Origin of the sequence: Neobacillus sp. GCM10023253 (assembly GCF_042653105.1) — a bacterium.
GTDB classification, from domain to species: Bacteria; Bacillota; Bacilli; order Bacillales; family Cytobacillaceae; genus Neobacillus; species Neobacillus citreus.
Window position 1 is genome coordinate 211,905 of the sequence record NZ_JBHSHV010000008.1, and the last position, 13,978, is coordinate 225,882.

Sequence of the window (13,978 nt, forward strand, 5' to 3'; positions counted from 1 at the left end):
TCCTTATGTATGGCTTTTGAAAAAATCCCTGTAAACACAGTAAAAAAGGAGAGGGGCTCCCATCACCCACTCCCCTTGGAATACCATTAATCATTATAAATAGTTTGCGGTAAAAATTCCATTCCTATCCAACGGGATTGGAGAAAAAGAATTAAAGTCCTTTTTTAGCGATGTAATCAACAAGGTCAACAACGCGGTTAGAGTAACCAACTTCGTTATCGTACCAAGATAATACTTTTACCATGTTTCCTTCAAGAACCATTGTTGATAAACCATCAACAGTAGAAGAAACTGTAGCACCGTTGTAATCGCTAGAAACTAATGGAAGATCGCTGTATGCAAGAATACCTTTTAATGGACCTTCAGCAGCTTCTTTAAGAGCTGAGTTGATCTCGTCAACAGTTACATCTTTTTCTAATTCAGCTACTAAGTCAACGATAGAAACGTTTGGAGTTGGAACACGCATTGCCATACCATTTAATTTGCCTTTTAGTTCTGGTAAAACTAACGCAACCGCTTTTGCAGCACCAGTTGAAGTTGGAATCATGTTTTCAGCTGCTGCACGAGCACGACGGTAGTCCTTGTGTGGCAAGTCAAGGATTTGCTGGTCGTTAGTATAAGAGTGAACAGTAGTCATCATACCGCGCTTGATGCCGAATGTGTCATTTAATACTTTTGCAAATGGAGCTAAGCAGTTAGTAGTACAAGATGCGTTTGAAAGTACATGGTGGTTAGCTGCATCGTATTTGTCTTCGTTAACACCCATAACGATTGTGATATCTTCGTTAGTTGCTGGAGCAGAAATAATAACTTTCTTAGCGCCTGCTTCAAGGTGTTTTGCTGCATCTTCGCGTTTTGTGAAACGTCCAGTAGATTCTACTACTACGTCTACACCAAGGTCGCCCCAGCCTAATTGTGCAGGGTCGCGCTCAGCTAGAACCTTCACTTTGTGGCCGCCAACTACTAGGTATTCACCATCAACAGTTACATCTTCTGCAAGTGTTCCGTGAACAGTGTCATATTTTAAAAGGTGAGCAAGCATATTTGCATCTGTTAAGTCATTGATTGCTACGATTTCCACTTCGCTATTGTTTAATGCCGCACGGAATACGTTACGACCGATACGTCCAAAACCATTAATACCAACTTTTACTGTCATGTTAATTTCCTCCTTTAGATGGGCAGGGTTTTATTTTTAAAAAGGAATAATCCTTTTCATTAACTATTACTGGTTTAATAATTTGTTTGCGGCCCCTTCATCCGTAATTAATATCGTGGATGGCGGTGCCTGCTTCATATAAGCCCTGATTGCTTTTGCCTTTGATGTTCCGCCAGCGACTGCAATCACGTTTTGAATCTTTTCCAAATCCTCTAGCTGAAGCCCAATGGTGACCACTTTGTGGACAATCTCGCCAGCCTCGCTAAAATAATAGCCGAAAGCCTCGCCGGCAGCTTTACCATTTCCCAGCTTTTCCAATATATCAGGGTTCGTCTTGCGCCGTTCGGCCATTGTCATAGCATCCCCAATTCCATGGAGAACCATGTTGGCGGAGCGGATTAATTCCAAAACTTCGTGGATGCCGGGTTCCTTAATCAAGGAGTCATAAATTTCCGTGCTGACCTGATCGGGAACATAAAAGACGCGGTGTCTAGAATGGGTGTTTTGCGCCATATTGGAGCAAATCGTGTTGGCTTGATTTTGAACATCCTCGCCAACCCCGCCTCGTGCAGGTACAAACAGCAATTCCTTGCCTGAGGCTTCAGGTGAGAGCCATTCCGCTACGGCAGCCATCGTTGAGCCGCCTGTAACAGCGATGATATTTTCTCCTTGAAAAAGCTTTTTCATGCAGGCTGCAGACGCCTTGCCAAGCTCGCTTTTGACCATCGGAGATTCGTCGCTGTCTCCTGGAACAATGATAACTTTTTTAATACCAAGCTGATGCTTTAGTTCCAGTTCCATGACGTCGATACCCTTCAACTCACGCATAAACCCGTTTAAATCCTCAAGCAAATTTTTTCCCTCAAGAGTTAAACTCATTCCTACATTGTTTGTATAAATAAGATTTTGCTCTTTGAGGAATTCTACTTCACTACGAAGGATTCTTTCGGTTAGTCCAAGGCTTGTGGCTAAACTCCTCCTGCCTACAGGCTGCATCATCCCTATGTATCTTAAGATGGAATGACGTTTTTGCAGGACTGGAAGGAAATCGGGCAATAATCTTTTTGTCATATCGATGAATGACTGCATGTTTTCCATACTCCTTTATTATATGCAGTTGGTCAAAAAATGTCCACCATAGACATATTATGTCCCACAACCACCAAAAAAAAATCACCCTTACTACGTTTTTTATTGTAGCAGGAGTGAAAATTTAATTCAACTAATTTAAACTTAGGATTTTTCTTGCAAACGATTACTTATTTCAAATTTGTTAACGAACCCGTAAGCAGCTTCTTCCCCATCTATGTTGACAACCGGGATCATCAGTCCGTAGCGCTCATGAAGCTCATCATCCTGCTCGATATCAATCTCCTCCAGAGAAAAATCATATTCCTCCTTCAGCTCGAGCAAGGTCGCTTTGGCTTTATCACATAGAGGGCAGCCGTTTCTTGTGTATAGGGTAATGGTTGTTTGCGGCATAGTTTGTATCCTTTCTACCTTTTATCCAGGGGGCAGCTTATCCCAAATGCCCCCGCTAATTAAACCTCTTCCTCTTCGAAGAAGACGGGATGCCAAGTTGGTCCCGGTATTTGGCAATCGTTCTTCTGGAGACGACGATTCCCTCCAAGACCTTTAATTGCTCCGCGATATCCTGATCAGAAAGCGGCTTTTCTTTGTTTTCTTTTTCAATCAGTTTGCTAATAGCATTCTTTACCTGTGTCGACGAGGTGGACTCTTCCTCCGATACGGTTTGGATAGTACTCGAAAAAAACGACTTCAACGGAAATGTCCCAATCGGAGTTTGCACATATTTTTCCCGAACCGCCCGGCTGACAGTCGATTCATGAACATCCAACTCGGAGGCAATTTCCTTCATCGTCATCGGCGCCAAATATTGAGGACCCTTTTGGAAAAAAGCAGGCTGCTTTTCGACAATCTTGGTAACCACCCGTGTCAGCGTTTCCTTTCGCTGCTCAATACTTTTTAAAATCCATTGATAATCCTGTACCTTCTCATGAAGAAATTTGCTGACCTGCTGATCCTGGTCCTTAAATTTATGAAAATATTTATCATTAAAACTAATTTTCGGAATGGGGTCATCAAACATTCGGACGATTAGCCCTTCTTGTGTTTGTTCGATAATCACATCTGGAATGATGTAAGAAGCTGCCTCTATTCCTAGAAGCGCTCCCGGTTTCGGGTTCAAAAATTGGATCTCGTCAAAAACATCTTGGATCTCTTTTAATGAGACCTGAAGTTCCTTCGCAATTTGCTTCCATTTCTTTTCAGCAAACGGGACAAAATAGTCCGAAATAATCTTTTTGGCGAGCTCGTTATCAGGCAAAAGATAATCTACCTGGATATGCAGGCATTCCTGCAGGTTTCTCGCCCCAATTCCCGCCGGTTCAAGCGTCTGAAGAACGGCCAGACCGTCTTCAGCCAGCTCAAGCGGTATTCTTAATGTTGCGGCTACCTCGTGTAAGTCACCAGTAAAGTAACCGTTTTCATCTAAATTCTGAATAAGATAGCGAATTGCCTTTAACTCCGCCGCCGGGAGCTTTGTTATATTTAACTGTGAGATTAATTGTTCCTCAACCGAGTATGGCTTAGCGCCAATCTGCTCAATCCAATCCTTTTCCATCTTTTGATGTTTGCGCCGGTTCCGGTCAAGCAGCGGATTCATTGGTCGCTCATTGACATTTTCAATTTGTACTAGGGGATTTTCAAGTGCCTTATTTTCTAAAAATGCTGTCAATTCTTGCGCTGAATACTGCAATAAGGCAATCGCCTGGGACAGTTCCTGCGTCATGGTCAATTTGAGTGTTTGTTGTTGCCATAAACCTGGCTTAAAATTCATTCCTATCCCCCCTTGGGTTCTATTTTACATGAAAGAGTTAGGTTCGTGAATGGAAATTAGTTGGTTGGATTTAATTAGTCAGTTTAAACACCTGTTCCTATTATACTGTCATTTCGGTCCCATCAAATATAGTAAGAGTAAATTGTGACCAATATGGTATTCCCTCCAATGGTTGTAATTCGTTTTTTTTAGCTCTTCTTTTAGCCTCTTTCGAATTTCTTTTTCGCCATGTTGTAACACCAATCCGGGCATTAACACATATATATACCGTGTGAAAAAAAATCAAAAAGAGGTGTGGAACAATGCCGAAGCATCATGACAAGGATGGTGGCCCAAAGCGACCGCATAAAGGTCCCGGCAGTAGTGGCAGAAGTGGTAGCAGCAGAGGTAGCACCAGTAAAAAACATCCGCATAAAGGTATCCACAGCAGCGAAAGCAGCGACAGCTACGGCAGCAGTGAAAGCAGCAGCAGCTTCGGAAGCAGCGACAGCAGTAGCAGCTTCGGAAGCAGCGAGAGCAGCAGCAGCTTCGGAAGCAGCGAGAGCAGCAGCAGCTTCGGAAGCAGCGAGAGCAGCAGCAGCTTCCGAAGCAGTGAAAGCAGCGACAGCTTCGGAAGCAGTGAAAGCAGCGACAGCTTCGGAAGCAGTGAAAGCAGCGACAGCTTCGGAAGCAGTGAAAGCAGCGGCAGCTTCGGAAGCAGTGAAAGCAGCGGCAGCAGCGGCAGCAGCGGCAGCAGCGGTAGTTGTGGTAGCAGTGGTAGTTGTGGCAGTAGTGGTAGTTGTGGCAGTAGTGGTAGTAGAAATCGAAAAAAACGCTCCTCGAAGAAACGCCGTAAAAAACAATCATTAGATAAAGTTCTGTTTAAATTAATTGAATCCATTGCTAAGGAAGAAAAGGCTCTAGCCAAACTTATTAAAGCTGAAGCCGAAAAAATCAAAGCCTTTGTAGGCAAAAAGGGCAATTTTCCTACTAAACCATGTAATGATGACATCCTTGATATAAATCATTCGGTAAGACAAATGCTCGAAACCATTGTGATGAAGGAATGGCTTTTACTAAAGAAATTGGAAAATACACTAGAGGTCGTCAAAAAGGAAAAAATTGTTTGTCATAAATGCAAAAAAAGGCATTGAAAATGTACAGATCATAAAGACCCCAAAGATTAATCACTTTTGTCTTGTCTTCCATGGGAAAGGGGGAAATATACATGGAGGAGCATCCTAGTGAAAAGTTTAGCCAAATGTTTGAAGATTCTCTCTCCCATATTGAATCATCTTTCAATCACCTTATAAATTCCCTCAGTATGCTTGAAGAAGCAATGGAGGAAAGAGACGATTTTTTTATTGTATTAAGAGATATAAAGGCTATCAGGGATTCTATTATAGAATTTAAGCGACTGGCGGACCAAAAGAGAAGGGTGTTAATTGGAAAATGAACAGACCGCAAAAATGCTGTCTGTTTTATTTATGGGTCCAGTTTGGACTAAGTCTCTAAAGACCGAATTGTTATTTTCTATTGCACAAAAAGATAATGAAAACATAGGTTATAATGTGCAGAAATTTGCAGAGGTTTAACCGAGGGAAAGTATAACGAAAAGAGGAGGGCCAAAATGGGTTTACCGGAAATTCCAAAAGATTTTCATATCCCCAAAAGGCGGGATGTAGTTACATTGAAGCTAGCAGGTATTGCCTTGATGGAACAATCACTGGCACATTTATTAGAAACAGAGGTAAAAATACTTCGAAAAACAGTGAAGGACGTTAAATGTAAAAGAGCATCAAAAAAAGATCTAAAAAAGGCAAACAGGAAGGCCGAACGTGTGCTGCGCGCAATCATTGCGAAAGAAATTTTGTTATTGTTTGAGCTTGAAGATACGATTGATTTTTTACTTTAAAAAATTTTTTAGGGCAATCCTTAAGAACTGGATTGCCCTTATGCAAGAGTTTTACTATCATTACCGCATGAAAAATTACTCACTCCCAATGGCTTTCTTCATTTCTTCCCATGACATAAATAACCGAACAATATCTCCTTCATCCAGTTTACTCCCCATTTGAACTTCAATGATTTCAAGATCACTACTTGCCTTGATTCCATGCTTTGCGCCTAAAGGAATGGTTAGAACATCGCCTTTTTTTACATAAGACAATTTGTCATTCAGAACGAATTCCCCTTCCCCCTCGACGACCACCCAAACTTCACTCCGGTAATGATGATATTGATAGCTGAGGTTATGACCTGCAAATACGAATAATCGCTTAGTCAGTACCTCTTTTCCCTCAGTTGACTTTTTGTAGTCCAAGACACGATACCACCCCCAACGGCGCTCCTCGAACATAGGCCGTTGTTCCATATCTTTGACGATTTCTTTGACTTGGTGGCTTGCTGATTTTTCAGAAACCAAAATACCATCGGGACTCGTTGCCACCACTATATTCGAAGCACCCAAAACAAACACAGGTACTTCCAATTCATTGATTAAATGTGTATTGCTGCAATCATGACTAATTGACCCGCTGCCCAGGATATTTGTCTCCATCTCCTCAGTCAATGTATTCCAAGTCCCCAAGTCCTTCCAATAACCGTTGTAGGGGATTACGGCAATTCGCTTGGCCTTTTCGACAATCTCATAATCAAAACTTATTTTAGGCAGACTACTATAGTTTTCTATTACTTTATCATATTGTGCAGGAAAACCTCTTTTTTCCAACTGATCAATCATATAGCCGAGTTTAAAGGCAAATACACCACAGTTCCATAGGGCCTGATTTTTTATCAGGTGCTTTGCCTGCTCTTCTGTCGGTTTTTCCTTAAACCCGATTACATTTATATATCCACGCGCCTGTTCACAGTCCCCTTTTCCTTTTTCCGGAATAATGTACCCGTATTTTGTGGAAGCATAGGTAGGATGTACACCAATTAAAGCGATTTCCATCGTTGAATCCAAAATGACATCCTCTAATTCTTTGACTTTATTAAAAAATTGATTTTCCACAAATGGATCAACAGGCATGACAATGATGACTTCATTTCGATTAACACCAATGATGGAATACAAATAAGCTGCTGCTAAAGTGATGGCCGGAAAGGTATCTCTTCGCTGCGGTTCAATAATTAACGGTACTTCAGTCCCTAGTTGGCTTTGTATGATATCCACTTGTGTTTTACTGGTAGAAATATAGGCATGATTGCTTAATTGATTCGAATCTAATTGCCGCCAGATCCTTTGGACCATGGATTCTAGCTCATCTTCTGCACGTGTCAGCATTTTTAAAAATTGCTTCGATCTGGAGTCATTGGAAAGCGGCCACAATCGTTTTCCGGATCCCCCTGAGAGCAAAATAAGTTTCATTTTATGCACCTCTATACAATAAATTATCCAAAAAATCATTCCACTTGAATTATTATCATATGAGTGCATCCGGCATTTTGTAATAGATAAACTCCCAAGAATACTTGATTAAAAATAAAAATGAAAGTAGTTACTTTGGACTTTTTTAGCCCCAACAAAAAAATTTTTTTAATGAGAGACCAGCCCGTACTATTCGGAACTTTTTTCGTATGCTACTAGTGTATAAGTTTCAATTAGTAACCTTAACTAGTCTATTTTTATAGAATTCACTCAGTGTATTCCTTTTTTTGTTTACAGTTACCTAAATTAAAGTGCAGGTTCTATATCGAACTTATATAAATTAATAATAAAGGAGTGTTTTAATGTCTAATCCAAATATCCCTAATATCACACCCACGATTTCGCTAAGTGTAGGACAAACTGTTCCGTTGCTTCTTAGTTCAATCGCTCTTGAAGAACTCGCTTTGGCTCATTTGCTGAATGCAGAAGCGGAGAAGCTTCAATTCGTTCTTGGAACATTAACCCCTGCACGGACTACTTTTACCCCTGCAACCGTTTCTATTACGAATCTTCTTACTGTAGATACAAGTGTCCAAAGAACCCTTCGTGACGTGATTAAGAAGGAAATGCTATTGGAGTTCAAATTTGAAAATACGTTGGATTTGGCAGGATTTTTGGCAAACTTAGGGACTTCCACCTTTACAACGCCAGGACTTACAACGATTACTGTTCCCGACTTTGCAACTACTGCAAGAATCCAGGCTATTGGTGCAAAAGGTGGAGACTTCCTAGGATCTGCTACAGGAGGCTTAGGTGCATCAATAGAAGGAACTTTTCCGGTTACCCCTGGAGAAACTCTATCCATATTTGTAGGGGAAAAGGGTATCGATAATGCCACTTCTGGTGCTGGCGGCGGCGGTGGATCGTTTGTTTGGCGTGGTAGTACTTTAAATTCAACTACACTACTGGTTGCAGCAGGTGGCGGCGGGGGTGCTGGTGGTGTTTTTGAAACTAGCAATGTAAGTGACGGAGTGAACGCTACCGTTCCTTTAGCAGATCTTCCCCCAACCTTCTCAAATGGAACTGCAGGAAAAGCAGGTAATGGTGACGATAACGGAGGAGGCGGTGCTGGCGGCACTAATATTTTAGGTGGCATTGGTGGTGCTGGCGGTGGTACTGGTCTTCCTGGTGAAAATGGCGGTGATGGTTTCGGTGCTGGCGGCGGCGGCGGCGGCGCCTCTACTTTTGATGCTGGCGGCGGCGGCGGCGGCGGCATAACTGGTTCTGGCGGTAAAGGCGGGGACGCGACTGTTTTGTTCAACGCTACTGGTGGTGCTGGCGGCACCAATATTATTGCTGGTGGTTTCGGTGGTGCTGGCGGCACTGGTCCCCAAGGTAATGGTACTAGCGGTGGTTTAGGTGCTGGCGGCGGCGGCGGCGGCTCTGATAGTGCTCCTAGCGGCGGCGGCGGCGGCGGCGGTGGTGGTTTTGCCGGAGGCGGCGGCGGCGGCGGTGGCGGCTTTAATGCTGTTAATGCTGATGGCGGTGGCGGCGGTGGCGGCGGTTCGTACAACGCTGGCAGCAGCCAAGTCAACACAGCCGGTGTCGGCACTGGAGATGGTCAGGTAACGATAAGCTTCTCCGGTTTATAGTAAATTGTTAATCAGTAAAAATAAATCAATGGGGCAATCCAGATTTTGGATTGCCCCATCATGGTATCAAGTTTTCATCATTGCTAATTGAGCCCTTGCCAATACATATTCTTTTTGCGTATCCTCAGTCAATGTATTCCCATACCCTTCCCTAGATCTTCCAATAACCTGACTGTGTAATGGACACTCAGCAGAACCTTTAGCTTTAATGGTTAAATCTATTCCAATGAAAATCACCTAAAAGGTTCCATTAACTTAAAATCTATCATACTAGTGTTTCAAAAAATGGACGCTTTAATACAATTTTCATGTTAATAAGCCCGTACTATTTATAACTTTTTTCGTATTATACGAGTGTATAAGCTCTAATTAGCAATCTTAACTATCCTTTAAGGAATTCCTTCAGTTAGGATTTATTCCTCTTTCCTGGGCTTTAGTTCAAGATCAGGTTCTAAAACGAACTTATATAAATAAATGAAACGGAGTGATTAAATGTCTAATCCAAATATCCCCAATATTACACCCACGATTTCGCTTAGTGTTGGACAAACTGTTCCACTGCTTCTTGGATCAATCGCACTAGAAGAACTGGCTTTAGCTCATTTGCTAAATGCAGAAGCAGAGAAGCTTCAATTCGTTCTCGGAACATTAACCCCTGCACGTACTACTTTTTCTCCTGCAACAGTTTCGCTAACAAATCTTTTTACCCTTGATACAAGTGTCCAAAGAACCCTTCGTGATGTGATTAAAAAGGAAATGTTGTTAGAATTCAAGTTTGAAAATGTTTTGGATCTCGTAGCCGCAACAGCAACATGTACGACAAGAACTACAACTTTTTCAAATACAACACCGATTTTAATCCCAGCAGAAGGCACCGAGGGTCCGGCAGCTCCTTATCCTTCACCAATTGTAGTTTCCGGTTTAACAGGTTCTATCATACAGGTAACAGTAACATTTAATAATTTGTCACATACATTTCCAGCTGATATAAGTGCCATGCTGGTGGGACCAGCTGGGAATACAGGACCTAATACAATTTTAATGTCAAGTGCTGGGGGCGGAACTGACATAAATAACGTTACACTTACCTTCGATGACAATGCTGCGACAACAGTACCAACTCCAATCGTTTCAGGAACTTACCGTCCTACGAACAACGGAATTTTTGGCACTTACCCACCACCTGCACCTGCACCATCAGGAAATACATTATTAAGCGTCTTTAATGGAATGGATCCAAATGGAGTATGGAATCTTTATATCATCGACCAGGCACTAGCCGATTCCGGTATAATGGCTGGTGGTTGGGAATTGCATATTACAACTTGTGAGACTGGGGACGCTGGTTTGCTCGGCCTAGCACGTCCTGCAAGCTTCGAGGATACAGTCCAGCAATTGCTTCAAAAATTCCATGCTACACAACCAACAGAGGAAGATAAAAATGGAAAAGCAGCAAAAATGGAGATATTACTGCAACAAATGAAAGAACAAAATGAATAATCATATGTAGACCACTATCTCTAAAGCCTTAAAGCAGTCATTAGTTTTAGTGGTTCTAAAAGCACGGTAAACAAACAGTTCTTTATAATCTCAAACTGTGGGGCCGCCCTTTAGGGTCGCCTCTCTTTCTATCAATGTCCCTGTTTTTACATAATTTTAAGCTTGACCTTCTTCGATTAACCTTTCATACGTTCCTCATCTAACTTTTCAAAAAAACAAACAGACAACACATTGGTGTTTCTGTTTATTTTTTTCCTCAACTCTTTCCTTTCCGATTACTTTTCGATCTTATACAAAGCTTAGAAAGTGTTAACCTACGATTTTGTGGTTGCATACCATAAAAAAGATGCTTACACATAAGGGGTGAGAATTTGAAAGCTGTCATATTGGCTGGAGGTTATGGAACGAGAATCAGTGAAGAAACAGAATTCAAGCCTAAACCAATGATTGAAATTGGGGGAAAACCGATACTTTGGCATATTATGAAGATTTATTCCCATTACGGCATTAATGAATTTATTATTTGTCTTGGTTATAAAGGGTATATGATAAAGGAATATTTCGCCAACTACTTTTTGCATATGTCAGACATTACATTTGATCTATCCAATAATAAACGGGTGATTCACAATAATAGTTCGGAGCAATGGCAGGTAACGCTTGTGGATACCGGCGAACATACGAGTACAGGAGGAAGGTTAAAAAGAGTTCAAAAATTCTTGGATAAAGAACCCTTCTGTTTCACGTATGGCGACGGAGTTAGCAACGTCAATATAGAAAATTTAATTGAATTTCATAAAAAACATGGGAAATTAGCAACAGTCACGGCAGTTCAACCTCCTGGAAGATTTGGGGCGTTAAGCATAGCAGCTAAAGATGCAGTGACTGGCTTTAAAGAAAAGCCGCAAGGTGACGGCAACTGGGTTAACGGAGGATTTTTTGTATTGGAACCCGCCGTCCTTGAATATATCGCAGGAGATCAAACGGCTTGGGAAAAAGAACCACTCGAGCGTTTGGCTGAATTGGGACAGATAGCAGCCTTTAGGCATACGGGCTTTTGGCAGCCAATGGATACATTAAGAGATAAAATGAAGCTTGAGGAATATTGGCGTTTGAATGAAGCTCCATGGAAGGTGTGGTGAAATGTCAAATCATGCATTCTGGAACGAAAAACAAGTCTTTGTAACTGGACATACTGGGTTTAAAGGTACGTGGCTGTCCCTTTGGCTTTCATCTCTTGGCGCAAAAGTAATCGGTTATTCGCTTCATCCACCTACATCCCCCAATCTATTTGATTTAACGAATGCCGCAGCAGAATGCCAGTCGTGCTATGGCGATATAAACGATTTTGAACAACTTGAACAAACAATGAAGTATTACCAGCCAGATATTATCTTTCATCTAGCAGCTCAGCCTCTCGTTAGGAAATCATACCAAAACCCAATTGAAACGTTTAAAACAAACGTTTTAGGTACAGCCCATGTATTGGAAGCAGCAAGACATACAAACAGCGTCAAGGTTATCGTGAATGTAACAAGTGATAAATGTTATGAAAACACAATAATTAAAAAGTCTTTCCAGGAACAAGACCGAATGGGCGGCCATGATCCGTACAGTGCCAGTAAAGGCTGTGCTGAACTTGTAACTGAATCGTATAGAAGGTCGTTTTTTCAAACCAAACATATCCCTTCTATTAATCTAGCTTCAGTAAGAGCAGGAAATGTAATCGGCGGCGGGGATTGGGCGGAGGAACGATTAGTGCCAGATCTGATGCGCTCCTTCTTAGAACGCAAAAAATTAATCGTCAGAAATCGAAATGCAGTTCGCCCATGGCAGCATGTACTGGAGCCGTTAAGTGGATATATTCAGCTAGCTGAAAGGCTGTGGGACGATTCGTCCTTTGGCGGAGGCTGGAATTTTGGCCCGTCGATTAGTCAGGAATTTGCGGTACAGGATGTTCTGAATATGACAATGCAGTTATGGGGTAGAAAAATTGACATTACTTATGAAAACAATGAAATGCATCCACACGAAGCTGCTTATTTACAGCTTGATAGTTCAAAAGCCTCAAAATTATTAGGCTGGGTCCCTAAACTATCTACGAAGGAAGCAATTAAATGGACGGTCGAATGGTTTAGAAATTACGAGTCAGGAACAGTGATGGGGCCATTTACGGTGAATCAGATTAAAAGATACGAACAAATAAAGGGAGTTTGAGAAAATGTCGGATAAAACCTGTCGTTTTTGCCGGTCTCCTTTAAAGCATACATTTGTGGACCTTGGGGTTTCCCCGTTGGCAAATTCTTTTATAAAGGAAAATCAACTTAGTAAAATGGAGCCGTTTTATCCATTGCATACGTATGTATGTGACCAATGTTTTTTAGTCCAATTAGAAGAATTTGAATCTCCCGAACATATTTTTAAAGACTATGCTTATTTCAGTTCTTTTTCGGACAGTTGGTTAGACCATGCAAAAAATTATGTAAATAGTGTAATAGATAAATTTAAGCTCGGCCCCCATTCAAAGGTTATTGAGATTGCTAGTAATGATGGATACTTACTTCAATATTTTAAAGAAAAAAATATTCCCGTCCTAGGAGTGGAACCGGCTGAAAACGTTGCTCTTAAAGCGATGGAGAAAGGAATTCCGACTAGGACTGAGTTTTTCGGCAAGGTCTTTGCCCGGCAATTAGTTGTCGAAGGCCTTAAAGGAGACTTAATTATCGCAAATAATGTTTTGGCCCATGTTCCTGACCTGCACGATTTCGTAGGCGGGATGAAACAATTAATGCACCCTTTAGGGGTCATTACTGTAGAATTCCCGCACATATTAAACCTTATCTGTCAAAATCAATTCGATACCATCTACCACGAACACTTCTCTTATTTTTCCCTGTTAACCTTTCAGGAAATATTTAAAGCACATAATCTGGAAGTTTTTGATGTAGAGGAAATTCCTACGCACGGCGGCTCACTGAGAATCTTTGCAAAGCATGAAGAAGATCGGTCAAAAGTCATTCATTCCAATATAGGGAAACTGATTGAAAAAGAAAAAAGCCTATCCTTGCACCGTCTTGACACATATCAAAAATTTTATGATTTGGTTAAGCAAACAAAAGTTAAGATTTTAGAATTTTTTATACAGGCCAAAAAGTCAGGAAAAACAATTGTAGGATATGGAGCTCCCGCAAAAGGAAATACATTATTAAATTATTGCGGCATTGGGAAAGAACTTCTTCCCTATACAGTTGATAGAAACCCTTTTAAACAGGGGCTGTATTTACCCGGGACACATATTCCTGTCAAAGCGCCGGATATGATTTCTGAAACAAAGCCGGACTATGTTTTTATTCTGCCGTGGAACTTGAAAGAAGAAATTATGGACCAAATGTCTTTTATAAGAGAATGGGGCGGCCAATTTGTTGTAGCAATTCCTGAAATTGAGGTGCTTTAAA

The 13,978-nt window shown here is 41.4% G+C and carries 14 protein-coding genes; 9 read left to right on the forward strand and 5 right to left on the reverse strand.

Going from position 1 to position 13,978, the window contains the following annotated elements; genetic code table 11:
* Positions 1-151: 151 nt before the first annotated feature.
* The 4 genes from gap to rpoN form a co-directional block, all read right to left on the reverse strand.
* Positions 152-1,159, reverse strand: coding sequence for a type I glyceraldehyde-3-phosphate dehydrogenase (gene gap / locus ACFPA1_RS11660; RefSeq protein ID WP_213144245.1), 1,008 nt, complete (start codon positions 1,157-1,159; stop codon positions 152-154).
* A 66-nt stretch (positions 1,160-1,225) separates the two neighbouring features.
* The gene (locus ACFPA1_RS11665) at positions 1,226-2,248 is read right to left on the reverse strand and encodes a sugar-binding transcriptional regulator (RefSeq protein ID WP_378583013.1); all 1,023 of its coding nucleotides are present in this window, start codon (positions 2,246-2,248) and stop codon (positions 1,226-1,228) included.
* Positions 2,249-2,392: 144 nt separating this feature from the next.
* Positions 2,393-2,641, reverse strand: a complete 249-nt coding sequence (locus ACFPA1_RS11670) for a glutaredoxin family protein (RefSeq protein ID WP_213144244.1) — start codon at positions 2,639-2,641, stop codon at positions 2,393-2,395.
* A 55-nt stretch (positions 2,642-2,696) separates the two neighbouring features.
* Positions 2,697-4,019, reverse strand: a complete 1,323-nt coding sequence (rpoN, locus tag ACFPA1_RS11675) for an RNA polymerase factor sigma-54 (protein WP_378583016.1) — start codon at positions 4,017-4,019, stop codon at positions 2,697-2,699.
* Positions 4,020-4,313: 294 nt separating this feature from the next.
* On the opposite strand from rpoN, the gene ACFPA1_RS11680 reads away from it, so the two are divergent.
* From ACFPA1_RS11680 to ACFPA1_RS11695, 4 genes are all read left to right on the forward strand, one after another.
* Positions 4,314-4,868 carry a hypothetical protein gene (locus ACFPA1_RS11680; protein ID WP_378583019.1) on the forward strand — a complete coding sequence of 185 codons (555 nt, stop codon included), beginning with the start codon at positions 4,314-4,316 and terminating at the stop codon, positions 4,866-4,868.
* 358 nt (positions 4,869-5,226) lie between these two features.
* The gene (locus ACFPA1_RS11685) at positions 5,227-5,454 is read left to right on the forward strand and encodes a hypothetical protein (RefSeq protein WP_378583021.1); all 228 of its coding nucleotides are present in this window, start codon (positions 5,227-5,229) and stop codon (positions 5,452-5,454) included.
* Entirely contained in the window at positions 5,444-5,593 is a 150-nt protein-coding gene (locus ACFPA1_RS11690; protein WP_378583023.1) for a hypothetical protein, read from the forward strand. Before ACFPA1_RS11685 ends, ACFPA1_RS11690 begins: the two co-directional genes overlap by 11 nt.
* A gap of 35 nt (positions 5,594-5,628) precedes the next feature.
* A complete protein-coding gene (locus ACFPA1_RS11695; protein ID WP_378583026.1) occupies positions 5,629-5,913 on the forward strand; it encodes a hypothetical protein in 285 nt (94 codons plus the stop codon).
* Between the two features lie 75 nt (positions 5,914-5,988).
* Here the strand turns inward: ACFPA1_RS11695 and ACFPA1_RS11700 are convergent, their stop codons facing one another.
* Positions 5,989-7,371, reverse strand: a complete 1,383-nt coding sequence (locus tag ACFPA1_RS11700) for a sugar phosphate nucleotidyltransferase (RefSeq protein ID WP_378583029.1) — start codon at positions 7,369-7,371, stop codon at positions 5,989-5,991.
* Between the two features lie 362 nt (positions 7,372-7,733).
* On the opposite strand from ACFPA1_RS11700, the gene ACFPA1_RS11705 reads away from it, so the two are divergent.
* The 5 genes from ACFPA1_RS11705 (at position 7,734) to ACFPA1_RS11725 (ending at position 13,977) form a co-directional block, all read left to right on the forward strand.
* A complete protein-coding gene (locus tag ACFPA1_RS11705) occupies positions 7,734-9,023 on the forward strand; it encodes a hypothetical protein (RefSeq protein WP_378583031.1) in 1,290 nt (429 codons plus the stop codon).
* Positions 9,024-9,515: 492 nt separating this feature from the next.
* On the forward strand, positions 9,516-10,523 hold the full coding sequence (locus tag ACFPA1_RS11710) for a hypothetical protein (protein ID WP_378583033.1): 1,008 nt from the start codon (positions 9,516-9,518) through the stop codon (positions 10,521-10,523).
* Positions 10,524-10,894: 371 nt separating this feature from the next.
* Positions 10,895-11,665 carry a glucose-1-phosphate cytidylyltransferase gene (gene rfbF, locus ACFPA1_RS11715; RefSeq protein ID WP_213144237.1) on the forward strand — a complete coding sequence of 257 codons (771 nt, stop codon included), beginning with the start codon at positions 10,895-10,897 and terminating at the stop codon, positions 11,663-11,665.
* A gap of 1 nt (position 11,666) precedes the next feature.
* Positions 11,667-12,740 (forward strand): CDP-glucose 4,6-dehydratase, encoded by a 1,074-nt coding sequence (rfbG, locus tag ACFPA1_RS11720; RefSeq protein ID WP_213144236.1) that lies wholly within the window; start codon positions 11,667-11,669, stop codon positions 12,738-12,740.
* 4 nt (positions 12,741-12,744) lie between these two features.
* Positions 12,745-13,977, forward strand: a complete 1,233-nt coding sequence (locus ACFPA1_RS11725; RefSeq protein WP_378583036.1) for a methyltransferase domain-containing protein — start codon at positions 12,745-12,747, stop codon at positions 13,975-13,977.
* Position 13,978: the final 1 nt, after the last annotated feature.